We start from the raw sequence: 20,497 nt of genomic DNA, 5'->3' as shown, positions 1-20,497 counted from the left end.
GTTATATTTACGATGGATATATATCGTCGTTTATGTGGGCAGCAAAAACGATAAATCGTTATAAGTAATATGCAGGGATATATCGGCTTGAAAGGAATTTTAAACGATTGATTTAGAGTAGGCATTCAAAATAATGGAATGGTGGTCCATTATGGCGATATATTTATCATTGTTATCCCTTTGTATAAGTCGTTAAAATAGAAATTTGGCATTCCTGAAAGATAGTATGAGATTCAAGAATAGCATAGGGATTTCGCTATTCTTGAAGTCAACGACAGAAAAAATAGACTTTTTGATTAGTAAAGCGGATAGAGAAACTAACACATCATGTCACGTGTTAAATTTGCATGAATGAATATAGCAGTGTGGATTGCTACAAGTATTATAAAGGGAACTTTCAAGGAACTACAAAGAGAGTTGAAAAATATAGGTTTAGAGAAAAGAAATGTAAGTTCAATATTTTTTATGAATCATTAGGTATGTACTTAGAAGTTGCTCTAAACAGTGAATTTTCTATTGGTGTACAGTGACAATAAAGATGCTTAATATTTACTTGATGGATTGGCATTATTATGCTAGATAATAGTCTTTTTGTAAAAATAAAGTTGTTTAATTTTTGTATGTAGGAATTTTAATAACTATATAATTTACATTGTAAAACCCTTGCTAAATATGCAAGGGAAGGTAGATGTACTAGCTGTAAAAAGCTAAGCAATTATTGTAAATGATAACAACTTAATTGTTATGTAAACGGCTTTATTTATTATTAAACAACAATATTGTCACTTGACAATCAGGACAGGTAGAGAATGCGTAGCTTGTTTATCCTATAGTTAGGCTACAATGAATTAATATCATAATCCCACAGGCCTAAATTCCCCCTAGCGGGTATATAATTTATTAACATTTCTTTATTAGAAACTTCCCAAGCATAATTCCCAACCCTAAAATCCCCTAAAAAGTAGTCATTTCCTGAAACTATACGTCCATCTTCCAATACTGCACTCGTTTGGTTGTCTTCTATTACCTTTAAACAATTTATAAGATTACATACACCAATAATCTTACCGGTTGGTAGATTGTTTTTGTTCAATCCTTGTTTGCTGAGTATAGAATGAATTATATCATTGTTGCAAGCATTACTATCAATCTTTTTACTCGTGTGAATTGCCAATGAACCACGATATTTAGTATTCCATGTCCTTGTTTCATAGTGAGCTTCATTAGACAGAAAAAGGCTAGCCCATGGTTGAATCATTGAAAGTACCTTCATGTAAGTAATCCCACTTTCTTTTAATATCATTGAAATATAAAGCAAAGTCGTGTTCTTTCAAACACGACTTTGCTTTATATTTATGGTTTGAGAATAACCTTAGTACACTCATCTTCATGGTCATTAAAAATTCGATAAGCTTCACTTGCCTGATCCAATGGGATTTGATGACTAATAATTTGAGTTGGATCTAGTTCGCCGGATGTAATTTTTTCAAATAACATTGGCATGAGATGTATAACAGGGGCTTGGCCCATTTTTAAATTGATATTTCTTTCCCATATATTACCGAGAGGGAATTGATTGTATGTGGAACCATAAACGCCTGTGATTTGAATTGTACCACATTTACGGACTGCATCTGAGGCGATTTTGAGAGGGCTTAGTGTCCCCCCAATCATCATCATACTTTGTTCAATAGATTCAAGCATTGTTTTTTTACCATCCATACCTACACAATCGATAACCACATCCGCTCCGCCATGTGTTAGTTCACGGATATATAGTCCGGTATCAGTGAATTCTTCAAAGTTAATTGTTTCCACATTGTTCATTTGTTTTGCTTTTTGTAATCTGTATGGTAGGCGATCAACAGCAATAACACGTTTAGCTCCATGCATCCAAGCAAACTTTTGTGCCATTAAGCCGATTGGTCCACAGCCTAGAATAACGACAGTATCACCCTTTTTTACTCCACCATGTACGACGCTCCAATAAGCTGTTGGTAATACGTCAGATAGGAACAATACTGACTCATCGGGCAGCTCGCATGATTCCGGAATAATGAAGGGAATATTGTTCCCATATGGTACACGTAATAATTCCGCTTGACCTCCGACGTAATCCCCGTAGCGGTCTGTAAAACCGAAGTACCCGCCCGTATCTATATTATAAGGATTAGGGTCAGTATTGGCATTATCGCATTGACTTTCCATATCTTGTTGGCAATATTGGCAATGACCACAAGCAATATTGAAAGGTAATACAACTCTATCGCCTTTTTTCACGTGTGTAACCTCTGGGCCAACCTCTTCAACAATTCCCATTGGCTCATGACCAACTACATAATCTTGTTGAGCTGGTAATGCGCCTTGATAAATGTGGAGATCGGAACCACAGATCGCAGTTGATGTGATTCTTACGATAATGTCATCGTTTTTTATTAAAACTGGATCTGGGACATTTTTAACCTGCATATCTCTTACCCCTTGGTACGTCACTGCTTTCATTTCTTTACCTCCTAGTCGGTTTTGCTCAGAAATTTCATTATAGTATCGTCCAGTAAATTTAAGTATATACATTTGTATTGATTCAATTTAATTTTTTTCAGCGTACTGCAATGAGATTTTTTTGGATTAGGGATCATCCACATGTTACGCTCATAAACTTGTTAATTGTATTATTGTGCGATGAAAGTTTCTGCCGTATTCTCTGCTAATGAACGAAAAAACTGAGGGATTTCATAGGTTGCTCCAGCTAAAAAATGACGAAAAACATCCTTTATTCTTTATGCATTAATGTACTTCTGGAAACTCTTGCACTTCTATTTATGGAATAAAGCTCAATAAGAAAATTGATTTATAGAAAAATACACTTAAAAGAAAAGGGGAAGAGAAGGGTTGAGAAAATGAAAAAACCACGAAACACCTTGATATGAAAGCGCTTCGTGGTTTTTTAGATGTTTCAAACACATCATTTAAGAATTTCTTCTTCTTTTGAGTGTATATCGTATACATAAGAAAATTGAGTATTATTATTCGATTCCTTCGTTATCCTAACATTTGTATCGATTTTTATGGAAATGGATTGTTTACAGCCTCTGTATATCCTCTTGCCAATTTGAATCAACTTAGATTTTATTCAACTGATTTTTTATTAGAATCTTTCTCTAAAAATTCTCTGAAATCATCTCCCCAATCACAGATAGAGTTTACAACGGGTTCTAGAAGTAAACCAATTTCACTCAGTTGATACTCTACTTTAGGAGGTACAACGGGGTATACAACTCTAGTAATTATTTCATCTTCTTCTAATTCTCTCAATTGTCTAATTAACATGCGTTGATTGACATCGGGAAGGTATTTTTGTATTTCACTTAACCTTAATGGAGCCTGTTGGAGCAAACACCATATAATCGCTATTTTCCAACGTCCACCTATAACGGATAAAGCCAAATCTTTGCTAGTGAAAAAAGTTTTTTCTTTATAATCAATAACCATATATCACCAATTCTTTCTATTAGGGTTTTGTTTATAGTGACAAAAACGTCAGTATTGTCTAGTGAATTATAATATGTAATTATGGAAAAGTAAATTAGAAAACAAAAGAAAGAAGGGATTCAATTGAAAAGTAGAGCTGCTGTTGCATTTAAGCCAGGAGAACCACTTCAAATCGTAGAAATCGATGTAGAAGAACCAAAAGCAAAAGAGGTATTGGTAAAAATACTGTATACTTCTGTCTGTCATACAGATGCTTTTACATTATCAGGTGACGATCCAGAAGGCGTATTTCCTGCTGTATTAGGTCATGAAGGTGCCGGTGTTGTCGTTTCAGTAGGTGATGAAGTGACTTCAGTAAAACCTGGTGATCATGTGATTCCACTATATACGGCTGAATGTGGAGAATGTAAGTTCTGTCGTTCTGGTAAAACAAATTTATGTAGTGCCGTACGAGAAACGCAAGGTAAAGGTTTAATGCCTGATGGAACAACTCGTTTCTCTTATAATGGAGAGCCTATTTATCATTACATGGGAACAAGTACATTTAGTGAATATACAGTCGTTCCTGAAATCTCTTTGGCAAAAATTGACCAAGAGGCGCCGCTTGATAAGGTTGGCCTATTTGGATGCGGTGTGACTACAGGTATTGGTGCGGTACACAACACAGCAAAAGTAGAAGAAGGGGCTGTGGCAGCTGTATTTGGTTTAGGAGCGATTGGATTAGCCGCTATTCAAGGACTGGTTCAAGCGAAGGCAAGCCGAATTATTGCTGTTGACCTAAATCCTGAAAAATGGGAACTAGCTAAAAAAATGGGAGCGACTGATTTTGTGAATCCTGCGGATTATGATCGCCCAATTCAAGAAGTTATAGTCGAAATGACAGATGGAGGAGTAGATTATAGCTTCGAGTGTATTGGAAATGTTGAAGTAATGAGGTCCGCTCTTGAATGTTGTCACAAAGGTTGGGGTGAAAGTACAATTATCGGTGTAGCAGGCTCTGGTAAAGAGATTCATACTCGTCCATTCCAATTAGTAACAGGTCGAGTATGGCGTGGTTCTGCTTTTGGCGGCGTAAAAGGTAGAACGCAGCTTCCAGGAATGGTTAAAGATTATATGGATGGTAAAATTGATATCGATTCGTTTATCACACACCACTTAAACTTTACAGACATCAATGAGGCATTTGAATTGCTCCATAAGGGTGAGTCAATCCGTACGATGTTAACATATGAAAAATAATGAGTATATTCAAGGAGGATAACGACATATGACTACCACTAAATTACATCCAAGATTAGATAACGGGATTAATGATTATCCAGTAGTAAAAGACTTTGCAGGAGGAACATTAAAGTGTCTCTGTGAATCAAATAAAGTAGAAGTCAAGGTAGATTCGCAAACAATGCACAACCATGCATGTGGTTGTTCTAAGTGCTGGAAACCAGAAGAATCCATTTTTTCTATAGTAGCTGTAGTACCTCGTGACAAAGTTCATGTCATTAGTAACGGCCATAAGTTAGAGATTGTTGATAAAACAGCAGCAATTCAAAGACATTTTTGTAAAGAGTGTAAAGCACATTTATTTGGTCGTATAGAAAATAAAGATCATGCATTTTATGGTTTGGATTTTGTTCATACAGAATTATCAGAGGATAAAGGGTGGTCTGCACCCCAATTTGCTGCATTTGTTTCGTCGGTAATCGAAACGGGTACTCCCGCTTCAAAAATGGCCGATATACGAAAAAATTTAAATAACATTGGATTACCTACCTATGATGTCCTATCACCTGAGTTAATGGATTTAATTTCTATTAATGCTGCTAAACTAAATGGCACATTAAATGAATAAAAATTTATACTTTAATGTAGTGTAAGTCCGAAATGTAAAAAGTAAATCTTGCTGGTACGCATGATAAATAGCCGCCTGTTTATTGATTTTTCATCAAATAGGCGGCTGTTTTATAATTTTGTACAGGTAGCTTGCCTAATTATTTTTAGATCAGGACACGTGCTGATCCAGCATTTTAGGATTCTAATGTATGGTCAACAAGGCAGAAAACGCTGTACAGAATCTATGTACAAGTACTAATCCGTGTGAAACATCTGTAGAAGAAACGAAAGAAACTGAATGTAACCTCATTTTATGGACAAGATGTTCCCTTCTAAATAAAGATCAGCAATTAACTAAAACAAGGTTTATAAAATTCGCTTTTTTGCAGCCGTTCTAAGAAGGAGCGACTGCAACTATTTTTATAGTTAATTACATTCCATTAATCTAGAGAGGTGTTATCATGACACAATATATTAAAAACAAAAAATTGAAATTTTCGGTTCCCGTCATTTTTCAATTTGCTTTAAATATAGCATTGATTTTATTAGCTTTTATTTTTTTTGTTTTACTTGGAAAAGAAATAATATATTTCATTCAGTTTTCTATATTTAACGAAGGTTTTGAGAATCAATACAAGCTTCTGGATCGCATTTTAATTTTCTTTTTATATTTTGAGTTTATCGCCATGATTACAAAATACTTCCAAGGACATTATCACTTTCCACTACGATACTTTCTTTATATTGGTATTACTGCTATGATTCGTCTGATCATCGTCTACCATGAAAATCCGATTGATACACTTCTTTACGCTTCGGCCATACTGGTACTAATTATCGGTTACTATATTATGAGCTCTTCATCAGCAATGGAGCAAAAATGTTAATTTGAATAACCAAAAGGAACTCACCAAAAAACTAATATACAAACTGTCATAATTAAATATATCAAGCTTATGACGGTTTGTATCTTCTAGAAAGGTTAGGTTTTACATCTTTTTTATTCGTATTTAGAGTAATCTCTTCAACAATATACCTATTTAACAATACTTCACTCATGGATTTATCCCTATTTCAGATTTTCACCCTATATCGAAGCATACTAGTAGACGCGTAAAAGAGACTTCACCAAGAAATGATAAAGTCTTTTTATATATAATGATTTGAAGTAACATCTTAGTCTACAATATAAAGGCCTAAAGTGCTTTTTGACTTTCTGTTAATTAGTTATTAAATCTAAAACCAGTTATCGGATACGGTTTTCTACCTAGTGAAAAGGAAGTTTACCTGTCTCTTCAGAAATAACAAGAACTAGAGCGTGACTTAACATAGTTAAACCGAGAGCAGTACGATGACGAGTTCCGAGTTTTTTCACTCATGATTATAATTGTGATAGGAAGAATATTTGCTGCTGATACAATCTAACTTCCTCGAATCAAAACTGCCCATCGTGTAAAGGGTTTCCAGGGGGAAATTGATTCCAATAAAAATGAAGTCAAAGCAGTCCTATTGAAGTTTCAGTCCGTACCAGCGAATCTTCTAGTGGAATTATCCTTTCTACGACTATTAAAGCCCATTGTTGGCGTTTTGATAAATTTTGGATCGTTGTAAATATGTCAACATACTTGTCTGTGAACGGCGCTAAGTAATTTTTTTAATAAAAGCTGGTGGCCTTAGCTTCACTTTTCGCAAATCCCTCTTTTATATCCTCAAATTTTTTAAAAGACAATAATGTGCATAGTCCAGATCTTTCAAGCAAATTTTTCATTCGAGTCACTAATGGCTCTAGACCTCCTTTCATCAGTCTTTTTATTGGAGTCAAATTGAATTAATCAAAATTTTGTTCCATCGACACCTTTTTACAACTTCCCTTTATATTATTCAAGTTCCTTCATAAATAATTATTTAAAAATTATAGTGACAAAAATGTCAGTATTGTACGATGAATTATAGTATGTAATCATGGGAAAAGTAAAGATTAGAAAAAAGAAAGAAGGGATTCAATTGAAAAGTAGAGCTGCTGTTGCATTTAAGCCAGGAGAACCACTTCAAATCGTAGAAATCGATGTAGAAGAGCCAAAAGCAAGAGAAGTATTGGTAAAAATACTATATACTTCTGTCTGTCATACAGATGCTTTTACATTATCAGGCGACGATCCAGAAGGTGTATTTCCTGCTGTACTAGGTCATGAAGGTGCCGGTGTTGTCGTTTCAGTGGGTGATGAAGTGACTTCAGTAAAACCTGGTGATCATGTGATTCCACTATACACAGCTGAATGTGGAGAATGTAAATTCTGTCGTTCTGGTAAAACAAACCTATGTAGTGCAGTACGAGAAACACAAGGTAAAGGTTTAATGCCTGATGGAACAACTCGTTTCTCTTATAATGGAGAGCCTATTTATCATTACATGGGAACAAGTACATTTAGTGAATATACAGTCGTTCCTGAAATCTCTTTGGCAAAAATTGACCAAGAGGCGCCGCTTGATAAGGTTGGTCTATTTGGATGCGGTGTGACTACTGGGATTGGTGCGGTACACAACACAGCAAAAGTAGAAGAAGGGGCTGTGGCAGCCGTATTTGGTTTAGGAGCGATTGGATTAGCCGCTATTCAAGGACTGGTTCAAGCGAAGGCAAGCCGAATTATTGCTGTAGACTTAAATGAGGATAAATTTGAATTAGCTAAAAAAATGGGCGCAACTGATTTTGTAAACCCTTCTAAATTTGATAAACCAATTCAAGAAGTCATTGTTGAAATGACGGATGGAGGAGTAGATTATAGCTTCGAGTGTATTGGAAATGTTGAAGTAATGAGGTCTGCTCTTGAATGTTGTCACAAAGGTTGGGGTGAAAGCACGATTATCGGTGTAGCAGGCTCTGGTAAAGAAATTCATACTCGTCCATTCCAATTAGTAACAGGTCGAGTATGGCGTGGTTCTGCTTTTGGCGGCGTAAAAGGTAGAACGCAGCTTCCAGGAATGGTTAAAGATTATATGGATGGTAAAATCGATATCGATTCGTTTATCACACACCACTTAAACTTTACAGACATCAATGAGGCATTTGATTTGCTCCATAAGGGTGAGTCAATTCGTACAATGTTAACATATGGAGAGTGAAAAAGTGAGTCTTAAACTTATTGAAAAACATCACTCTTTCGGTGGAGAACAATGTAAGTACCGCCATTATTCAGAAGTCTTACAATGTGATATGACATTTAGTATCTACTTACCATCAAATAAAGAAGAGAAAAAAATTCCTCTTATATGGTGGTTATCTGGTTTAACTTGTACAGATGATAATTTCAGTCAAAAAAGTGGATTTCAAAGATTGGCTGAAAAATATCAAGTGGCAGTCATGATTCCAGATACTTCACCACGTGGGGAATATGTTGCTGATGATGCAGGATGGGACCTTGGACAAGGGGCAGGTTTTTATTTAAATGCAACACAAGATCCATGGGCAAAGCATTATCACATGTATACGTATATCGTAGATGAATTAACAGCTATTGCGTCAACATTGATTCCTAATTTTTCAGGAGAAGAAAGTATAATGGGTCATTCAATGGGAGGTCATGGTGCTTTAGTAATTGGCATGAAAAATGCTGCGAGATTCAAAGCGATTTCTGCCTTTTCTCCTATTGTAAGTCCTAGTCAAGTCCCATGGGGCATAAAAGCCTTTTCCTCTTATTTAGGTGAAGACAAAGATTCTTGGAAAGAATGGGATGCGTCAGAACTGGTTAAAGAAGCTGGTATGCCACCTGTTCTCATTACGCAAGGAATTCAAGATGAGTTTTATCCAAAACAATTAGATGAAACAATTTTCCTAAAGAATGCTCAGAAAAATAATCAAGTAGTAAATTACAAGAAAATAGAGGGTTATGATCATAGCTATTTCTTTATTGCTACTTTCTTAGAGGAACATTTTGCTTTTCATATGAAGTACTTAAGATAATTCTTTTTTACGAAAAATATCCACATTGTAATTGAATGTGGGTATTTTTCGATAACTGCATGTTGTTATATTTTTAAGTTTATTATCTATAAAATAAGAAATTATTTGAAGCATGGGTAAGCTAATTGGGGGTATCGTTAAATTGAATTTCAAAAAAATGTTAGTCAATGACCGTGTTAAACCATACTTATTAAAAGCCCGTTATGGGATTGAAAAAGAAAGTAAACGAGTAGATTTATCGGGAAATTTAGCTAAAACAGATCATCCTAAAAGTATTTCGCTGCGAGATGATCATCCATATATTCAGCGTGATTTTTCAGAATTACAGATGGAAATAATTACACCTGTTACTGAGACATTAGAGGAACTGTTTGATTACCTAGCAGCAATACATGATGTTGCTTATCGTTCTATGGGTAAGAATGAAATGCTTTGGCCATTAAGCATGCCACCACAGTTACCAGAAAAAGACGAAGATATTGTGATTGCAAAATTGAAAAATGCTGAGAATGTTCAATATCGTCAAACTTTATCGAATTCTTATGGCCGTCGTAAACAAATGCTTTGTGGTGTTCATTTTAACTTTGAATTTGGCGATGAGTTAATTCAGGCTTTATTTAATGCGCAATCGGAGATTAAGGATTATCAGCATTTTAAAACAGAGATGTATCTAAAAGCCACAAGAAACTATTTACACCATCGATGGTTATTCACTTATTTTTATGGATCTTCTCCTAGTAGTGAAAAGAATTTTTTTGAAGAAGATTCGTTGAAAGAGGTAGTAAGAAGCATTAGAAGCAGTAAATATGGTTATACCAATTCCAATGATGTTCAAGTGTCATATAGCAGTATACAGAACTATGTATCAGATCTTTCTTTGATGGTTAAAAGAGGGCTTCTGTCAGCAGAAAGAGAATTTTATTCACCTGTCCGTTTAAGAGGCGGACATCATGCTTCAGATTTAGAGGATCACGGTATTAGTTACATTGAATTAAGAAATATAGACTTAAACCCTTTTGAAACGTATGGATTTAGCTATGAACAAGCGGAATTTCTCCATCTTTTCTTAATTTATTTACTATGGAAAGATGAAGGAGAAAATTGTGATGAGTGGGTAAAAATGGGCGACTTTTACACTGATATAGTGGCTCTTGAGCACCCATTAGAGCATACACAATTTGAAATAGAAGCTAAAAATATGATTAATGAGATGGAACAGTTAGCAGAAACTTTAAATTTGACTATTTCAGAGACGTTATTTGTGCAACTGAGAGAAATGTTAATGGATCCAAGTAAGACTTTAGCTGGGAGACTTTATAAAGAAAGTGAAAAAAGCAGTCAAGGTCAAGTGGCTACGTCGATTGCTAAAGAAAATTATAAAAAATCATGGGATAAGCCCTATCAATTAGCAGGATTTACTGACATGGAGTTGTCTACTCAGATTTTAATGTTTGATGCGATTCAACAAGGGATCCAAATAGAAATCTTGGATCGACAAGATCAATTTTTGAAGCTGAAATTAAAAGATCATGTTGAATATGTGAAAAATGGGAATATGACGAGTAAAGACAATTATGTATCCACTTTAATTATGGAAAATAAAACAGTAACAAAGAAAATTCTTCAACAACATGGATTCCGTGTGCCGAAAGGTGAGGAATTTCAGACGATTGAACAGGCTTTACGTTCCTATGATTTCTTTGCTACCAAACCTTTTGTTGTGAAACCGAAAACAACAAATTATGGATTAGGAATATCAATTTTCAAAGAAGACGCCAGTTACAAAGATTATCAACAAGCCATTACATTAGCATTTAAAGAAGACTCTTCTATATTAGTAGAAGAATTTCTTAATGGAACAGAATATCGATTTTTTGTATTAAATAATCGAGTTTATGCTGTTTTATTAAGAATTCCTGCGAATGTTAAAGGTGACGGCAAACATACAATCGAAGAGTTAGTCGTGCAAAAGAATCGTGACACGCTAAGAGGAAGAGACCATAGGACACCTTTAGAAACTATACAGTTAGGTGAATTGGAGAACCTTATGCTTAAAGCTCAAGGATATGGAACGGATTCAATTCCAGAGAATGATGAAATCGTCTATTTACGTGAAAACTCTAATATTAGTACAGGTGGAGACTCGATTGATGTGACAGATCACATTCCTGATGATTATAAAAAAATAGCAGTGGATGCAGTATCCGCACTTGGAGTTGAAATTTGTGGTATCGATTTAATTATTGAAAATACCGAAGTTCCTGCTACTAATAAAAATGCTTACGGAATTATTGAAGCGAACTTTAATCCATCCATGTATATGCACATCTATCCATATAAAGGAGAGTCCCGACGTTTAACTATGCATATCATACATTATTTATTCCCCGAATTATTAAAAAATCAGTCAAATTAGGGGTACCACTATTAAAATTTCAAATTTACAACGCTAAGCACATTTCTAAATTGATTCCGGCACTTCTAACAAAGTTAAGAAAAAGTGATTTAGTTGAACAAGCAAAGGCATAACACATTTTATATTGACTAATATGTTATGCCTTTTATTAATCCGCATTTTCCAGACGATACCCCAATATAATCTGTTTGAGTGGACTCGAGATGACTAAGGGGATTTTAAACTTAAACCTCTGCTAGATTTTTTTACATCTATTAGTGTTTATTTGATGATAGGGGGAAAAGCTTCATCCTAAAATTGGGTAACAGTTCTTTATTGGAAATTTCCCAAATATAGTTCTCTACCACAAATCTCCTAAGGAATATTCGATATCTAAAATTATACGTCCATCTTCCAGTATTGTATTTCCTTGATTGTCTTCCGTTAGGCTTAAACAATTTATAAGATTACATACACCAATAATTATACCAGTTGCTAAATTAATTTTATTCAATCCATGCGAACTTTTGTGTCATTAGACCGAAAGAACTCAATTTAGATGGTACTCTTTTTTATTTTAATGAGAAGATAGAGTACAGGTAAGTATAAAAATATAAGATATAATCCGACTTTTGAAAATAGTTGCGAAAGACTTTGGATCTGGTCTTTATTCTCGATTAGATTCCCTATACATAACATTAAAATCAAAAAAAGGATTAAAAAAGTTCTTTGTTTAATATTTGTTATTTTTCTAGCACCTCTACACGCAGCCCATAATTTAATACAAATATTTGGTAGAGCCAATAGGAACCAAATTGAAACTACAACAATTTCAAACCTTTCAATTATAGGGAACTCGGCTATTTTCATTATTGATATTGAAGGCCAATTGGTATGCTTAAGATATTCTTCGCTGAAGTACAAAAATGTCAGAAAAGCAATATAAAGATATAGTAAGGTAATGAAAAATACGCACAGGTGCGCCCATTTTTTTGATTTTTCAGGTTTTTTAAGAAAAGGATAAAACATTAGTATTGCTTCAAAGCCAAGATATTGAAAAAACATGGTTTTAGAAGATCCTAATATATCTGTTAAGGAATGGTTAAACAATGGTAATATATGGTTGATGTCAGCGTAATCAATTGCAAATAAATTAAGAGGGGGAAGGATCAATAGCGGGATGACTGTACCCCAGAAACAAATGCCTGCAATCACGCGGAATCCACTTGAAACAATATAATAAATCAAGATTAGAAATACTAATCCTATTTGCCATGTATTCATTAAAGGGAACATCCACACTTGTACAACTTCAATATATACTCTATAAACAATTATGGCCAATGAAAAAAAATAAATAACAAAAAGGCAATTAAATAGCCACCCGATCCATTTTCCAAAACAATACTGGTTAATAAAAATTATATCATTGTTAACTGCCTCTAGTATCTTATATATCAACCAAATTGCCATATGTATACTAATACTTGTTAAGATTATTGATAACCAAGCATCATAGCCGGCATCCTTTGCTATTTCTCTCTGGAAGTTCAAAATTCCAATACCAATGACGTTAGAGAATATTAAAAAAAAGACATAAAAATCTGATACCATAAATCGTTCATTAACAACGTTTTTCACAGTCATCCTCCTTATGGGACATTCACTCATCTAAACCTGTCTGAACTATATCCACATTTGTATCAACTGAAATGTTCATCTGAGGATAAAAACTTAAATAGTGTTGATAATTCCAGTTTTTTGATTTAGCCTTGAGTCTCTCTCCAAGCCCAATCGGGTCTACTTCGTATTCTTGAAATATTGAAATCAACTGTTCAATTTGTTTATTAAAGTGTGCCTCCAATAGTTTCTCCGTCTTTTGAACATCTGCTTTCTTGGATAAATCAATCCATTTGGGAACCTTTTTAACCTGAATTTTTAAAGATAGCTTGATGTTTATTACAGGATTTTTTTCGTTTTTGATTTTATATTTCGATTTCGAATCTAAACTTCTTAAAAAAATTCTCCCTTCTTTATTATCATCTTCCACTTTCGTCTCATAACTACCGTGTTTGATTGGAGAATCTAATAATCTTAATAGATAGGACTGCTCCAAATTAATATGATTTATATACTTTCCTTTTTTAAATAATGCAATTCCATCAATTTTAGCTCTCCCATCTTCTAAGATAAAAAAAGGTAGATAAGGATCTTTTCCTTCACTATAAAAATCATTCAAAAATATATGAAGGTTCATTTTAGGTAATCCCGCATATTTAATGTTTTGATTGATTTTGTCGTAGAAGTGAGCAGAGACCTTTTCTGACATACTAGATTTTATAACTGCCTCGACATCTCCTTCAGTAATCCCCATTTGAAGCCGGGATCCTATAATAGGATCTCTACTTAAATATTGGATAATTTCATCGATCTTTTGTTCCTTAACAAAATCTTCACTAAATAAAATTGTACGTAGTTGCCCTATATCAATCGGGTAGGAGGATTTAGAATTTAAATTTATAAGTACTTTATCAAAAGTTTCCGCCTCAGTGCTCAATGTATGAAATATATTTTTTCCTTGTTCTTCGAAAGTTGGATACACAACTGTTCCTTTTACTTTTTCTTCTTTTAAATCGTAGCCTAGGACTTGAATAATTTGGACATGATCAATAATTCTTTGATTAACACAACCAACTAAAAACAAATTAATACAAAATACTCCCAAAAAATACTTCTTCATTATTCACCTCAATAACTACTCATTCATCAAAATCATTTTTCTTTTTTCTTTCAGGATTAGGATGATACCTCCAAATAGACTTTGGACGTAAATAAGTTTTTCTTTTTTCGGTTTTATTTAATGGTAGCCTAAGAAAGGTATCTGAATAATCTTTAACCCTTAAAGGGTATAACGGAACTGTATAGGGTGCTCCTAATGATTCTAGTCGCGTAATATGTGTAAGTATAAAACAAATACCTATTACAATTCCTAATCCACCCCAAACAGCTGAAAAAAATATTAACGGAAATCTTAAAAATCGAATGTTATTAGACATTTTATAATTTGGAGTTGTAAATGAAGCTAACGCTGCTAATGCTACGATAATAAGTAATACATTACTAGTTAATCCAGCTTCCACAGATGCTTGACCAATGACAATACCACCTACTATCCCTAAAGTCTGGCCAACTTTAGTTGGTAACCTTGCGCCTGCTTCTCTTAAAAGTTCGATTGTAAGTTCCAAAAAAATCACTTCTAACACTGGAGGGAAAGGAACATTATGACGAGAAAACCCAAGGGTGCTAAGTAATACTCTAGGTATCATTTCAGAATGATAAGTTAAGACTGCAATATATATTGGTGTTGCAAAAATTGAGAATAATACACTTAATATCCGAATAACACGAAAAAATGAAGCTAATACCCAGGGAAAGTAGTAGTCTTCAGGGGATGTGAAAAAATCAAGTAATGTGGATGGCCCGGTAATCGCGTAAGACGAACCATGATTAAATACAACTACCTGACCGTTAACTAAAGAAAATGCAGCCTTATCAATACGCTCTGTTGGGAGTAAAAGAGGAAAAGGCGAATTGGAATTATCTTCTATTATCTGATGGAGCTGAGAAGAGTCAAAAACTACATCATAATTTATAGCTTCTAAACGTTGTATCATTGTTTGAACGTAGTCATCATTTGTTACCCCATCAATATAGGCGACCACTACTTTAGTGTTCGAAATTGTACCAATATGAATTTCTTTAAATATTAAATCTGGCGTGTTAACAGTTTGTCGTAACAAATTTAAATTAGTTGTAATATCTTCAATAAAACCAATTCTTGGCCCAATCACACTATACTCATTCTCAACGTTGTTTTGAACACGCATTCCAGCATTTGTATTAGATATATTTACCAGAGCGCAACATTTATCTTTTTCAGTAATTTGAATGATAGCGTACCCTGTCATCAATTTAGATTTAATACAACCAATATCATCCGTTATTATAATATCTTCGATAGGGATTATTTTTTGTATGTCATTAATATTCTTAATATTATTGCTTTGGTAAAATGGAGCTCTAAAGATCGGGAAAATATGCTCTTCTAATTTTTTCTGATCAATTATTGAAGTATAATACGATATAAGTAAATACCCCTCAGTTTTCGTTAGCTGCGTTTGATAAAAATCATGAGATTTTTTTGCTTTTTCAAGCAAATCTTCTATTGAATGCATATTGCTGCTTGACTTTTCATCTGTTTTTTTTATGTTTTTATCCGAACTTTTTTTTATAATCAAATGTTTCACCTCTAAACACAGGATGGTTAATCAAATTGAATTTATTAAACTTGTTGCCACTACATTTTAATTTTTAGTCAAGTCATTACGGTCAACTGCAATTGGAGGCTGTTCTAGCCATCCTTTTTCTCATATAATCTCTTACTTCTTTAGAGCAATTAATTTGACTAACCCTAACTCAAGCACCATTTTCAACGTTGTTTTTTGAATATTTAAGTACACTCCACTAATTTCAGTTGTATTAATAGGTCTTCGTTTAGTTAACCATCCAGTAGAACTAGTTTTACTATTATTAAATTTGCTGTTCTGTGTATTATTTAATAGCGAAAAATATAACACGCCAAGCTATCATCCATATATTAAGCCCATAGCGCAGTGTGTTCAGTGGCACTCATTTTCGTTTGGTGTTCCGAATCATTCATTTTCTAATTTCTTCTAGACATCTACATAGTTAAATTGTCCATATTCCCAGAATAATATTTATAAAAAAATGAAAGCAACAAAATTAACATTTTATAATGTGAAGAGTTTTTTAGGAAATAAAACTTCTGGTCTTTGCAGAGGAATACTAACTATTATAGGTACTATAAAAATATAGGACCGAACAATTTATATGCCAAAAATATCAGATAGTAGCAATGATTTAAATACCTTGAGCTATTCCCCCAGTGGTTTATTAGTTGTTTTTTCTACAAAATCACTAAATTCATCTCCCAAATCACAGATGGCAGTTACTACGGGTTCTAGGAATAACCTATTTCATTAAGTTCATACTCAACCTTTGGAGGTACTATAGGATATACACACCTAGTAATTATTTTATCTTCCTCTAACTCTCTTAATCGTCGGATTAACATGCATTGATTCATATCAAGAAATTTTTTTTGTATCTCACTTAATCTTAAAGGTGAACGGTGTAACAAAATCCATATAATTGCTATTTTCCAACTTCCTCCTATCTACAGATAAAGTTAAATCGTGTCCATTGAAAAATTCTTTGTCCTTATAATGAATAACCATAATTTCCGACTTTTTACCACGAAAAATGTTTATAGTGACAGATTTGTCAGTATTGTAATTAAAAATATAAAGTGTAATCTTAGTAATGTAAATAATAAAAAAAGAAGGTAGGGATTCAGTTGAAAAGTAGAGCTGCTGTTGCGTTTAAACCAGGAGAACCACTTCAAATTGTAGAAATCGATGTAGAAGAGCCAAAAGCAAAAGAGGTATTAGTAAAAATATTATACACCTCTGTCTGTCATACAGATGCTTTTACCTTATCAGGTGATGACCCAGAAGGTATATTTCCCGCTGTACTAGGTCATGAAGGTGCTGGTGTGGTTGTTTCTGTAGGGGCTGAAGTGACTTCAGTAAAGCCTGGTGATCACGTGATTCCACTATATACAGCTGAATGTGGAGAATGTAAATTCTGTCGTTCTGGTAAAACAAACCTATGTAGTGCTGTACGAGAAACACAAGGTAAAGGTTTAATGCCTGATGGAACAACTCGTTTCTCTTATAACGGAGAGCCACTTTATCATTACATGGGGACTAGTACATTCAGTGAATATACAGTTGTGAATGAAATTAACTTAGCGAAAATCGACGAAAATGCTCCGTTAGATAAAGTTGCCTTATTAGGTTGTGGTGTGACTACAGGTATTGGTGCGGTACACAACACTGCAAAAGTGGAAGAAGGAGCTGTGGCAGCGGTATTTGGTTTAGGAGCGATTGGATTAGCCGCTATTCAAGGACTGGTTCAAGCGAAAGCAAGCCGAATTATCGCAGTTGATCTAAATCCCGAAAAATGGGAACTAGCTAAAAAAATGGGAGCGACTGATTTTGTGAATCCTGCGGATTATGATCGCCCAATTCAGGAAGTTATAGTCGAAATGACAGATGGAGGCGTGGATTATAGCTTCGAGTGTATTGGTAATGTTGAAGTAATGAAGTCCGCTCTTGAAGCATGTCATAAGGGTTGGGGTGAAAGTATTATTATCGGTGTAGCTGGTGCTGGTAAAGAGATTCATACCCGTCCATTCCAATTTGTAACAGGCCGAGTATGGCGTGGGTCAGCCTTTGGTGGGGTTAAGGGAAGATCTGAGCTTCCAAAAATGGTTGAAGATTATATGGAGGGTGATATTGATTTAGATTCGTTTATTACTCATCATTTAGAATTCAAAGACATCAATGAGGCATTTGATTTATTACACAAAGGTGAATCCATTCGTACGATTTTAACATATGGAGAGTGAGATAATGAGTCTTAAATGTATTGAACAACATCGTTCTTTTGAAGGAGAACAACGTAAATATAGTCATTATTCAAAAGTTTTGCAATGTGATATGAAATTTAGTATCTACTTACCATCAAATAAAGAAAAGAAAAAAATCCCGCTTATATGGTGGTTATCTGGTTTAACTTGTACAGATGATAATTTTAGTCAAAAAAGTGGATTCCAACGTTTGGCTGAAAAGCATCAAGTTGCAGTAATCATGCCAGATACTTCACCGCGTGGAGAACACGTTTCAGATGTTGCAGCATGGGATCTTGGACAAGGAGCAGGTTTTTATGTAAATGCTACCGAGGAGCCTTGGGCAAAGCAGTATAAAATGTATTCCTATATAGTAGATGAATTAACATCCATTGCTTCGACTATCGTACCTAATTTTTCAGGTGAAGAAAGTATAATGGGACATTCAATGGGAGGACATGGGGCTTTAGTGATTGGTTTGAAAAATGCTAAGAGATTCAAAGCAATTTCTGCTTTTTCGCCAATCTTAACCCCTAGTCAAGTTCCGTGGGGAATCAATGCTTTCACTTCTTATTTAGGTGAAGATAAAGATTCTTGGAAACAATGGGATGCTTCAGAATTAATTAAAGAAGATACGATTCCACCTATTCTTATTATGCAAGGTAGTCAAGACGAGTTTTATCCAAAACAATTGGAAGAGCATATTTTCTTAGAGAATGCTCAAAAAAATAGTCAACTGGTAACTTATAAAAAAATGGAGGGCTATGATCATAGCTATTTCTTTATTTCCACTTTCTTACATGAGCATTTCTCTTTCCATATGAAGTATGTAAGATGATTCTTATTTACAGCAAAATATAGTAACAAAAGTATCCGCATGTAGTTAAGATGCGGGTACTTTTGATTGTTATATTTTGTGATGAAGTATTTTTATAAAAAAGTGTGTTGGGATGGATAGTTTATGTGGATTAAAAAAATGACGATTAAATATTGTATGAAATCAGGGTTATTGAAATTTCAGAATGGGACTGGAAATAAAAAAAGTCAAATTAATTTATTTGAGAGTCTAACTGAAACTTCTAAAGCTATTTCAATAAAAGGTACCATATCTGCATCTCAAGAATTCCTGGCGGTACAGGTAGACAGTATTCCGCCTAATACTAAACCAGTAGAGAGGGTATTTAATTATTTAGGAATTCACAAATTTGCATCTCTTTCTGAGGACGATAATAAAAGGATTTGGCCACTAATATCAAAATGGTAAATTACAAAAAAATAGTAAATATCATTTCAAGTGTTTAAGATGAATAATTTTAGTCACGGACTGAAAATTAATAAAAAAGTTGATGGAGTACGGCTTATATAAAAAAATGTTAATTAATAATTAAATGAAACCGTACTTATTCAAAGCCCGCTATGGGATTTGAATAAATATAGTATTCGATATATTGAATTAAGGAACCTTGTTTTAAACCCATTTGAAACATACGGAATTGGCTATGAAAAGCAGAATTCTTGTATATTTTCCTCGTCTATCTACTTTGGATTGATGAAGCCGATAATAATGATGAATGGTTAGAAATTGATAATGTTCATAATAATAATGTAGCCCTTAAGCATCCCTTAGAACATAAGCAATTTAAAACAGATGCATGCACATTATCTATGAAATGGAAATTGTAATTGTAATTAAGATGTTCGGTGTAACGGTTTCGGGTACTTTATTTTTTTATTTAAGAAAAATGCTTACTGATCTAAGTGAAAATGTTGGAAGAAGATTGTTTTAAGAAAGTCTCAAAAATAGTCAAAGTCAAGTGGCTACCCATATTGCTAAAGAAAATCATAAAAAGTTTTGGGATAAACCATATCAATTAACGGGATTTACTGACATGGAGTTATCAAGAAAAATTTTGATGTTTGATGCTATTCAACAAGGGATGTAGGTTGATATTTTAGATTGATAAAATCAATTTTAAAAATTAAAATTGGGAAATCATATTGAATATGTAAAAAATGGGGGCATGACAAGTAAAGATAGTTATGTATCACCATTAATTATGGAAAATAAAATAATAAGAAAAAATTCTTACGGTAGCATGGGTTTCGGTATACCGATAGGTGCGGAATTTAATGATATAGAAAAAGCTATACGTTCCTATGATATATTTTCAAGGTTTGAAATATTTTTGAATCTAACACATGGATACGATTAAAAGTAGAAGTATATGGAGCCCTGATTAAAAAAGGAGTTAAAAATCGATTACATTTA

The 20,497-nt window shown here is 33.8% G+C and carries 17 protein-coding genes and 2 pseudogenes; 11 read left to right on the top strand and 8 right to left on the bottom strand.

The features are described from left to right. Positions 1-838: 838 nt before the first annotated feature. The 3 genes from IBT51_RS01925 to IBT51_RS01915 form a co-directional block, all read right to left on the bottom strand. Complete coding sequence (locus tag IBT51_RS01925; protein WP_061680249.1) at positions 839-1,273, bottom strand: ASCH domain-containing protein; 435 nt, start codon at positions 1,271-1,273, stop codon at positions 839-841. 80 nt (positions 1,274-1,353) lie between these two features. After that, positions 1,354-2,502 carry a zinc-dependent alcohol dehydrogenase gene (locus tag IBT51_RS01920; protein ID WP_061680248.1) on the bottom strand — a complete coding sequence of 383 codons (1,149 nt, stop codon included), beginning with the start codon at positions 2,500-2,502 and terminating at the stop codon, positions 1,354-1,356. Between the two features lie 627 nt (positions 2,503-3,129). Beyond that, on the bottom strand, positions 3,130-3,492 hold the full coding sequence (locus IBT51_RS01915) for a winged helix-turn-helix transcriptional regulator (RefSeq protein WP_061680247.1): 363 nt from the start codon (positions 3,490-3,492) through the stop codon (positions 3,130-3,132). Positions 3,493-3,615: 123 nt separating this feature from the next. Here IBT51_RS01915 and IBT51_RS01910 point away from each other — a divergent pair, with 123 nt between their 5' ends. From IBT51_RS01910 to psiE, 4 genes are all read left to right on the top strand, one after another. Further along, the gene (locus IBT51_RS01910; protein ID WP_076868150.1) at positions 3,616-4,731 is read left to right on the top strand and encodes an S-(hydroxymethyl)glutathione dehydrogenase/class III alcohol dehydrogenase; all 1,116 of its coding nucleotides are present in this window, start codon (positions 3,616-3,618) and stop codon (positions 4,729-4,731) included. 28 nt (positions 4,732-4,759) lie between these two features. Next, a complete protein-coding gene (gfa, locus tag IBT51_RS01905; RefSeq protein ID WP_000214001.1) occupies positions 4,760-5,341 on the top strand; it encodes an S-(hydroxymethyl)glutathione synthase in 582 nt (193 codons plus the stop codon). Positions 5,342-5,531: 190 nt separating this feature from the next. After that, the gene (locus tag IBT51_RS01900) at positions 5,532-5,720 is read left to right on the top strand and encodes a hypothetical protein (RefSeq protein ID WP_033656672.1); all 189 of its coding nucleotides are present in this window, start codon (positions 5,532-5,534) and stop codon (positions 5,718-5,720) included. Between the two features lie 63 nt (positions 5,721-5,783). Beyond that, the gene (psiE, locus tag IBT51_RS01895; RefSeq protein WP_000195740.1) at positions 5,784-6,209 is read left to right on the top strand and encodes a phosphate-starvation-inducible protein PsiE; all 426 of its coding nucleotides are present in this window, start codon (positions 5,784-5,786) and stop codon (positions 6,207-6,209) included. A gap of 380 nt (positions 6,210-6,589) precedes the next feature. On the opposite strand, the gene IBT51_RS26980 is transcribed toward psiE, so the two are convergent. Continuing rightward, positions 6,590-6,652, bottom strand: coding sequence for a hypothetical protein (locus IBT51_RS26980; protein ID WP_231691668.1), 63 nt, complete (start codon positions 6,650-6,652; stop codon positions 6,590-6,592). Positions 6,653-7,326: 674 nt separating this feature from the next. On the opposite strand from IBT51_RS26980, the gene IBT51_RS01885 reads away from it, so the two are divergent. From IBT51_RS01885 to gshAB, 3 genes are all read left to right on the top strand, one after another. Further along, a complete protein-coding gene (locus IBT51_RS01885; protein WP_033657046.1) occupies positions 7,327-8,442 on the top strand; it encodes an S-(hydroxymethyl)glutathione dehydrogenase/class III alcohol dehydrogenase in 1,116 nt (371 codons plus the stop codon). 4 nt (positions 8,443-8,446) lie between these two features. After that, on the top strand, positions 8,447-9,280 hold the full coding sequence (gene fghA / locus IBT51_RS01880; RefSeq protein ID WP_000053812.1) for an S-formylglutathione hydrolase: 834 nt from the start codon (positions 8,447-8,449) through the stop codon (positions 9,278-9,280). A 142-nt stretch (positions 9,281-9,422) separates the two neighbouring features. Then, on the top strand, positions 9,423-11,696 hold the full coding sequence (gene gshAB / locus IBT51_RS01875; RefSeq protein WP_175543878.1) for a bifunctional glutamate--cysteine ligase GshA/glutathione synthetase GshB: 2,274 nt from the start codon (positions 9,423-9,425) through the stop codon (positions 11,694-11,696). Positions 11,697-12,230: 534 nt separating this feature from the next. Here the strand turns inward: gshAB and IBT51_RS01870 are convergent. The 4 genes and pseudogenes from IBT51_RS01870 to IBT51_RS01855 form a co-directional block, all read right to left on the bottom strand. Beyond that, positions 12,231-13,322, bottom strand: a complete 1,092-nt coding sequence (locus tag IBT51_RS01870) for a GerAB/ArcD/ProY family transporter (RefSeq protein ID WP_061680244.1) — start codon at positions 13,320-13,322, stop codon at positions 12,231-12,233. A gap of 16 nt (positions 13,323-13,338) precedes the next feature. Beyond that, positions 13,339-14,415 (bottom strand): Ger(x)C family spore germination protein, encoded by a 1,077-nt coding sequence (locus IBT51_RS01865; protein WP_071727116.1) that lies wholly within the window; start codon positions 14,413-14,415, stop codon positions 13,339-13,341. A 19-nt stretch (positions 14,416-14,434) separates the two neighbouring features. Continuing rightward, positions 14,435-15,910 (bottom strand): spore germination protein, encoded by a 1,476-nt coding sequence (locus tag IBT51_RS01860; protein WP_046199532.1) that lies wholly within the window; start codon positions 15,908-15,910, stop codon positions 14,435-14,437. A gap of 720 nt (positions 15,911-16,630) precedes the next feature. Beyond that, a pseudogene (locus IBT51_RS01855) lies at positions 16,631-16,993 on the bottom strand (winged helix-turn-helix transcriptional regulator). Positions 16,994-17,112: 119 nt separating this feature from the next. On the opposite strand from IBT51_RS01855, the gene IBT51_RS01850 reads away from it, so the two are divergent. From IBT51_RS01850 to IBT51_RS26975, 4 genes and pseudogenes are all read left to right on the top strand, one after another. Then, positions 17,113-18,228 (top strand): S-(hydroxymethyl)glutathione dehydrogenase/class III alcohol dehydrogenase, encoded by a 1,116-nt coding sequence (locus IBT51_RS01850; RefSeq protein ID WP_200457955.1) that lies wholly within the window; start codon positions 17,113-17,115, stop codon positions 18,226-18,228. Positions 18,229-18,232: 4 nt separating this feature from the next. Beyond that, entirely contained in the window at positions 18,233-19,066 is an 834-nt protein-coding gene (fghA, locus tag IBT51_RS01845) for an S-formylglutathione hydrolase (protein ID WP_061680242.1), read from the top strand. A 123-nt stretch (positions 19,067-19,189) separates the two neighbouring features. After that, entirely contained in the window at positions 19,190-19,492 is a 303-nt protein-coding gene (locus IBT51_RS01840) for a hypothetical protein (RefSeq protein WP_000264858.1), read from the top strand. Positions 19,493-19,648: 156 nt separating this feature from the next. Continuing rightward, positions 19,649-20,399: pseudogene (locus IBT51_RS26975) on the top strand (bifunctional glutamate--cysteine ligase/glutathione synthetase); the annotation flags it as partial. Between the last annotated feature and the right edge of the window lie 98 nt (positions 20,400-20,497).

The organism is Bacillus sp. S71 (genome assembly GCF_016625265.1).
GTDB classification, from domain to species: domain Bacteria; phylum Bacillota; class Bacilli; order Bacillales; family Bacillaceae_G; genus Bacillus_A; species Bacillus_A cereus.
The sequence above is the reverse complement of the archived record's forward strand: the minus strand, read 5'-3'. Positions and strand labels throughout refer to the sequence as shown.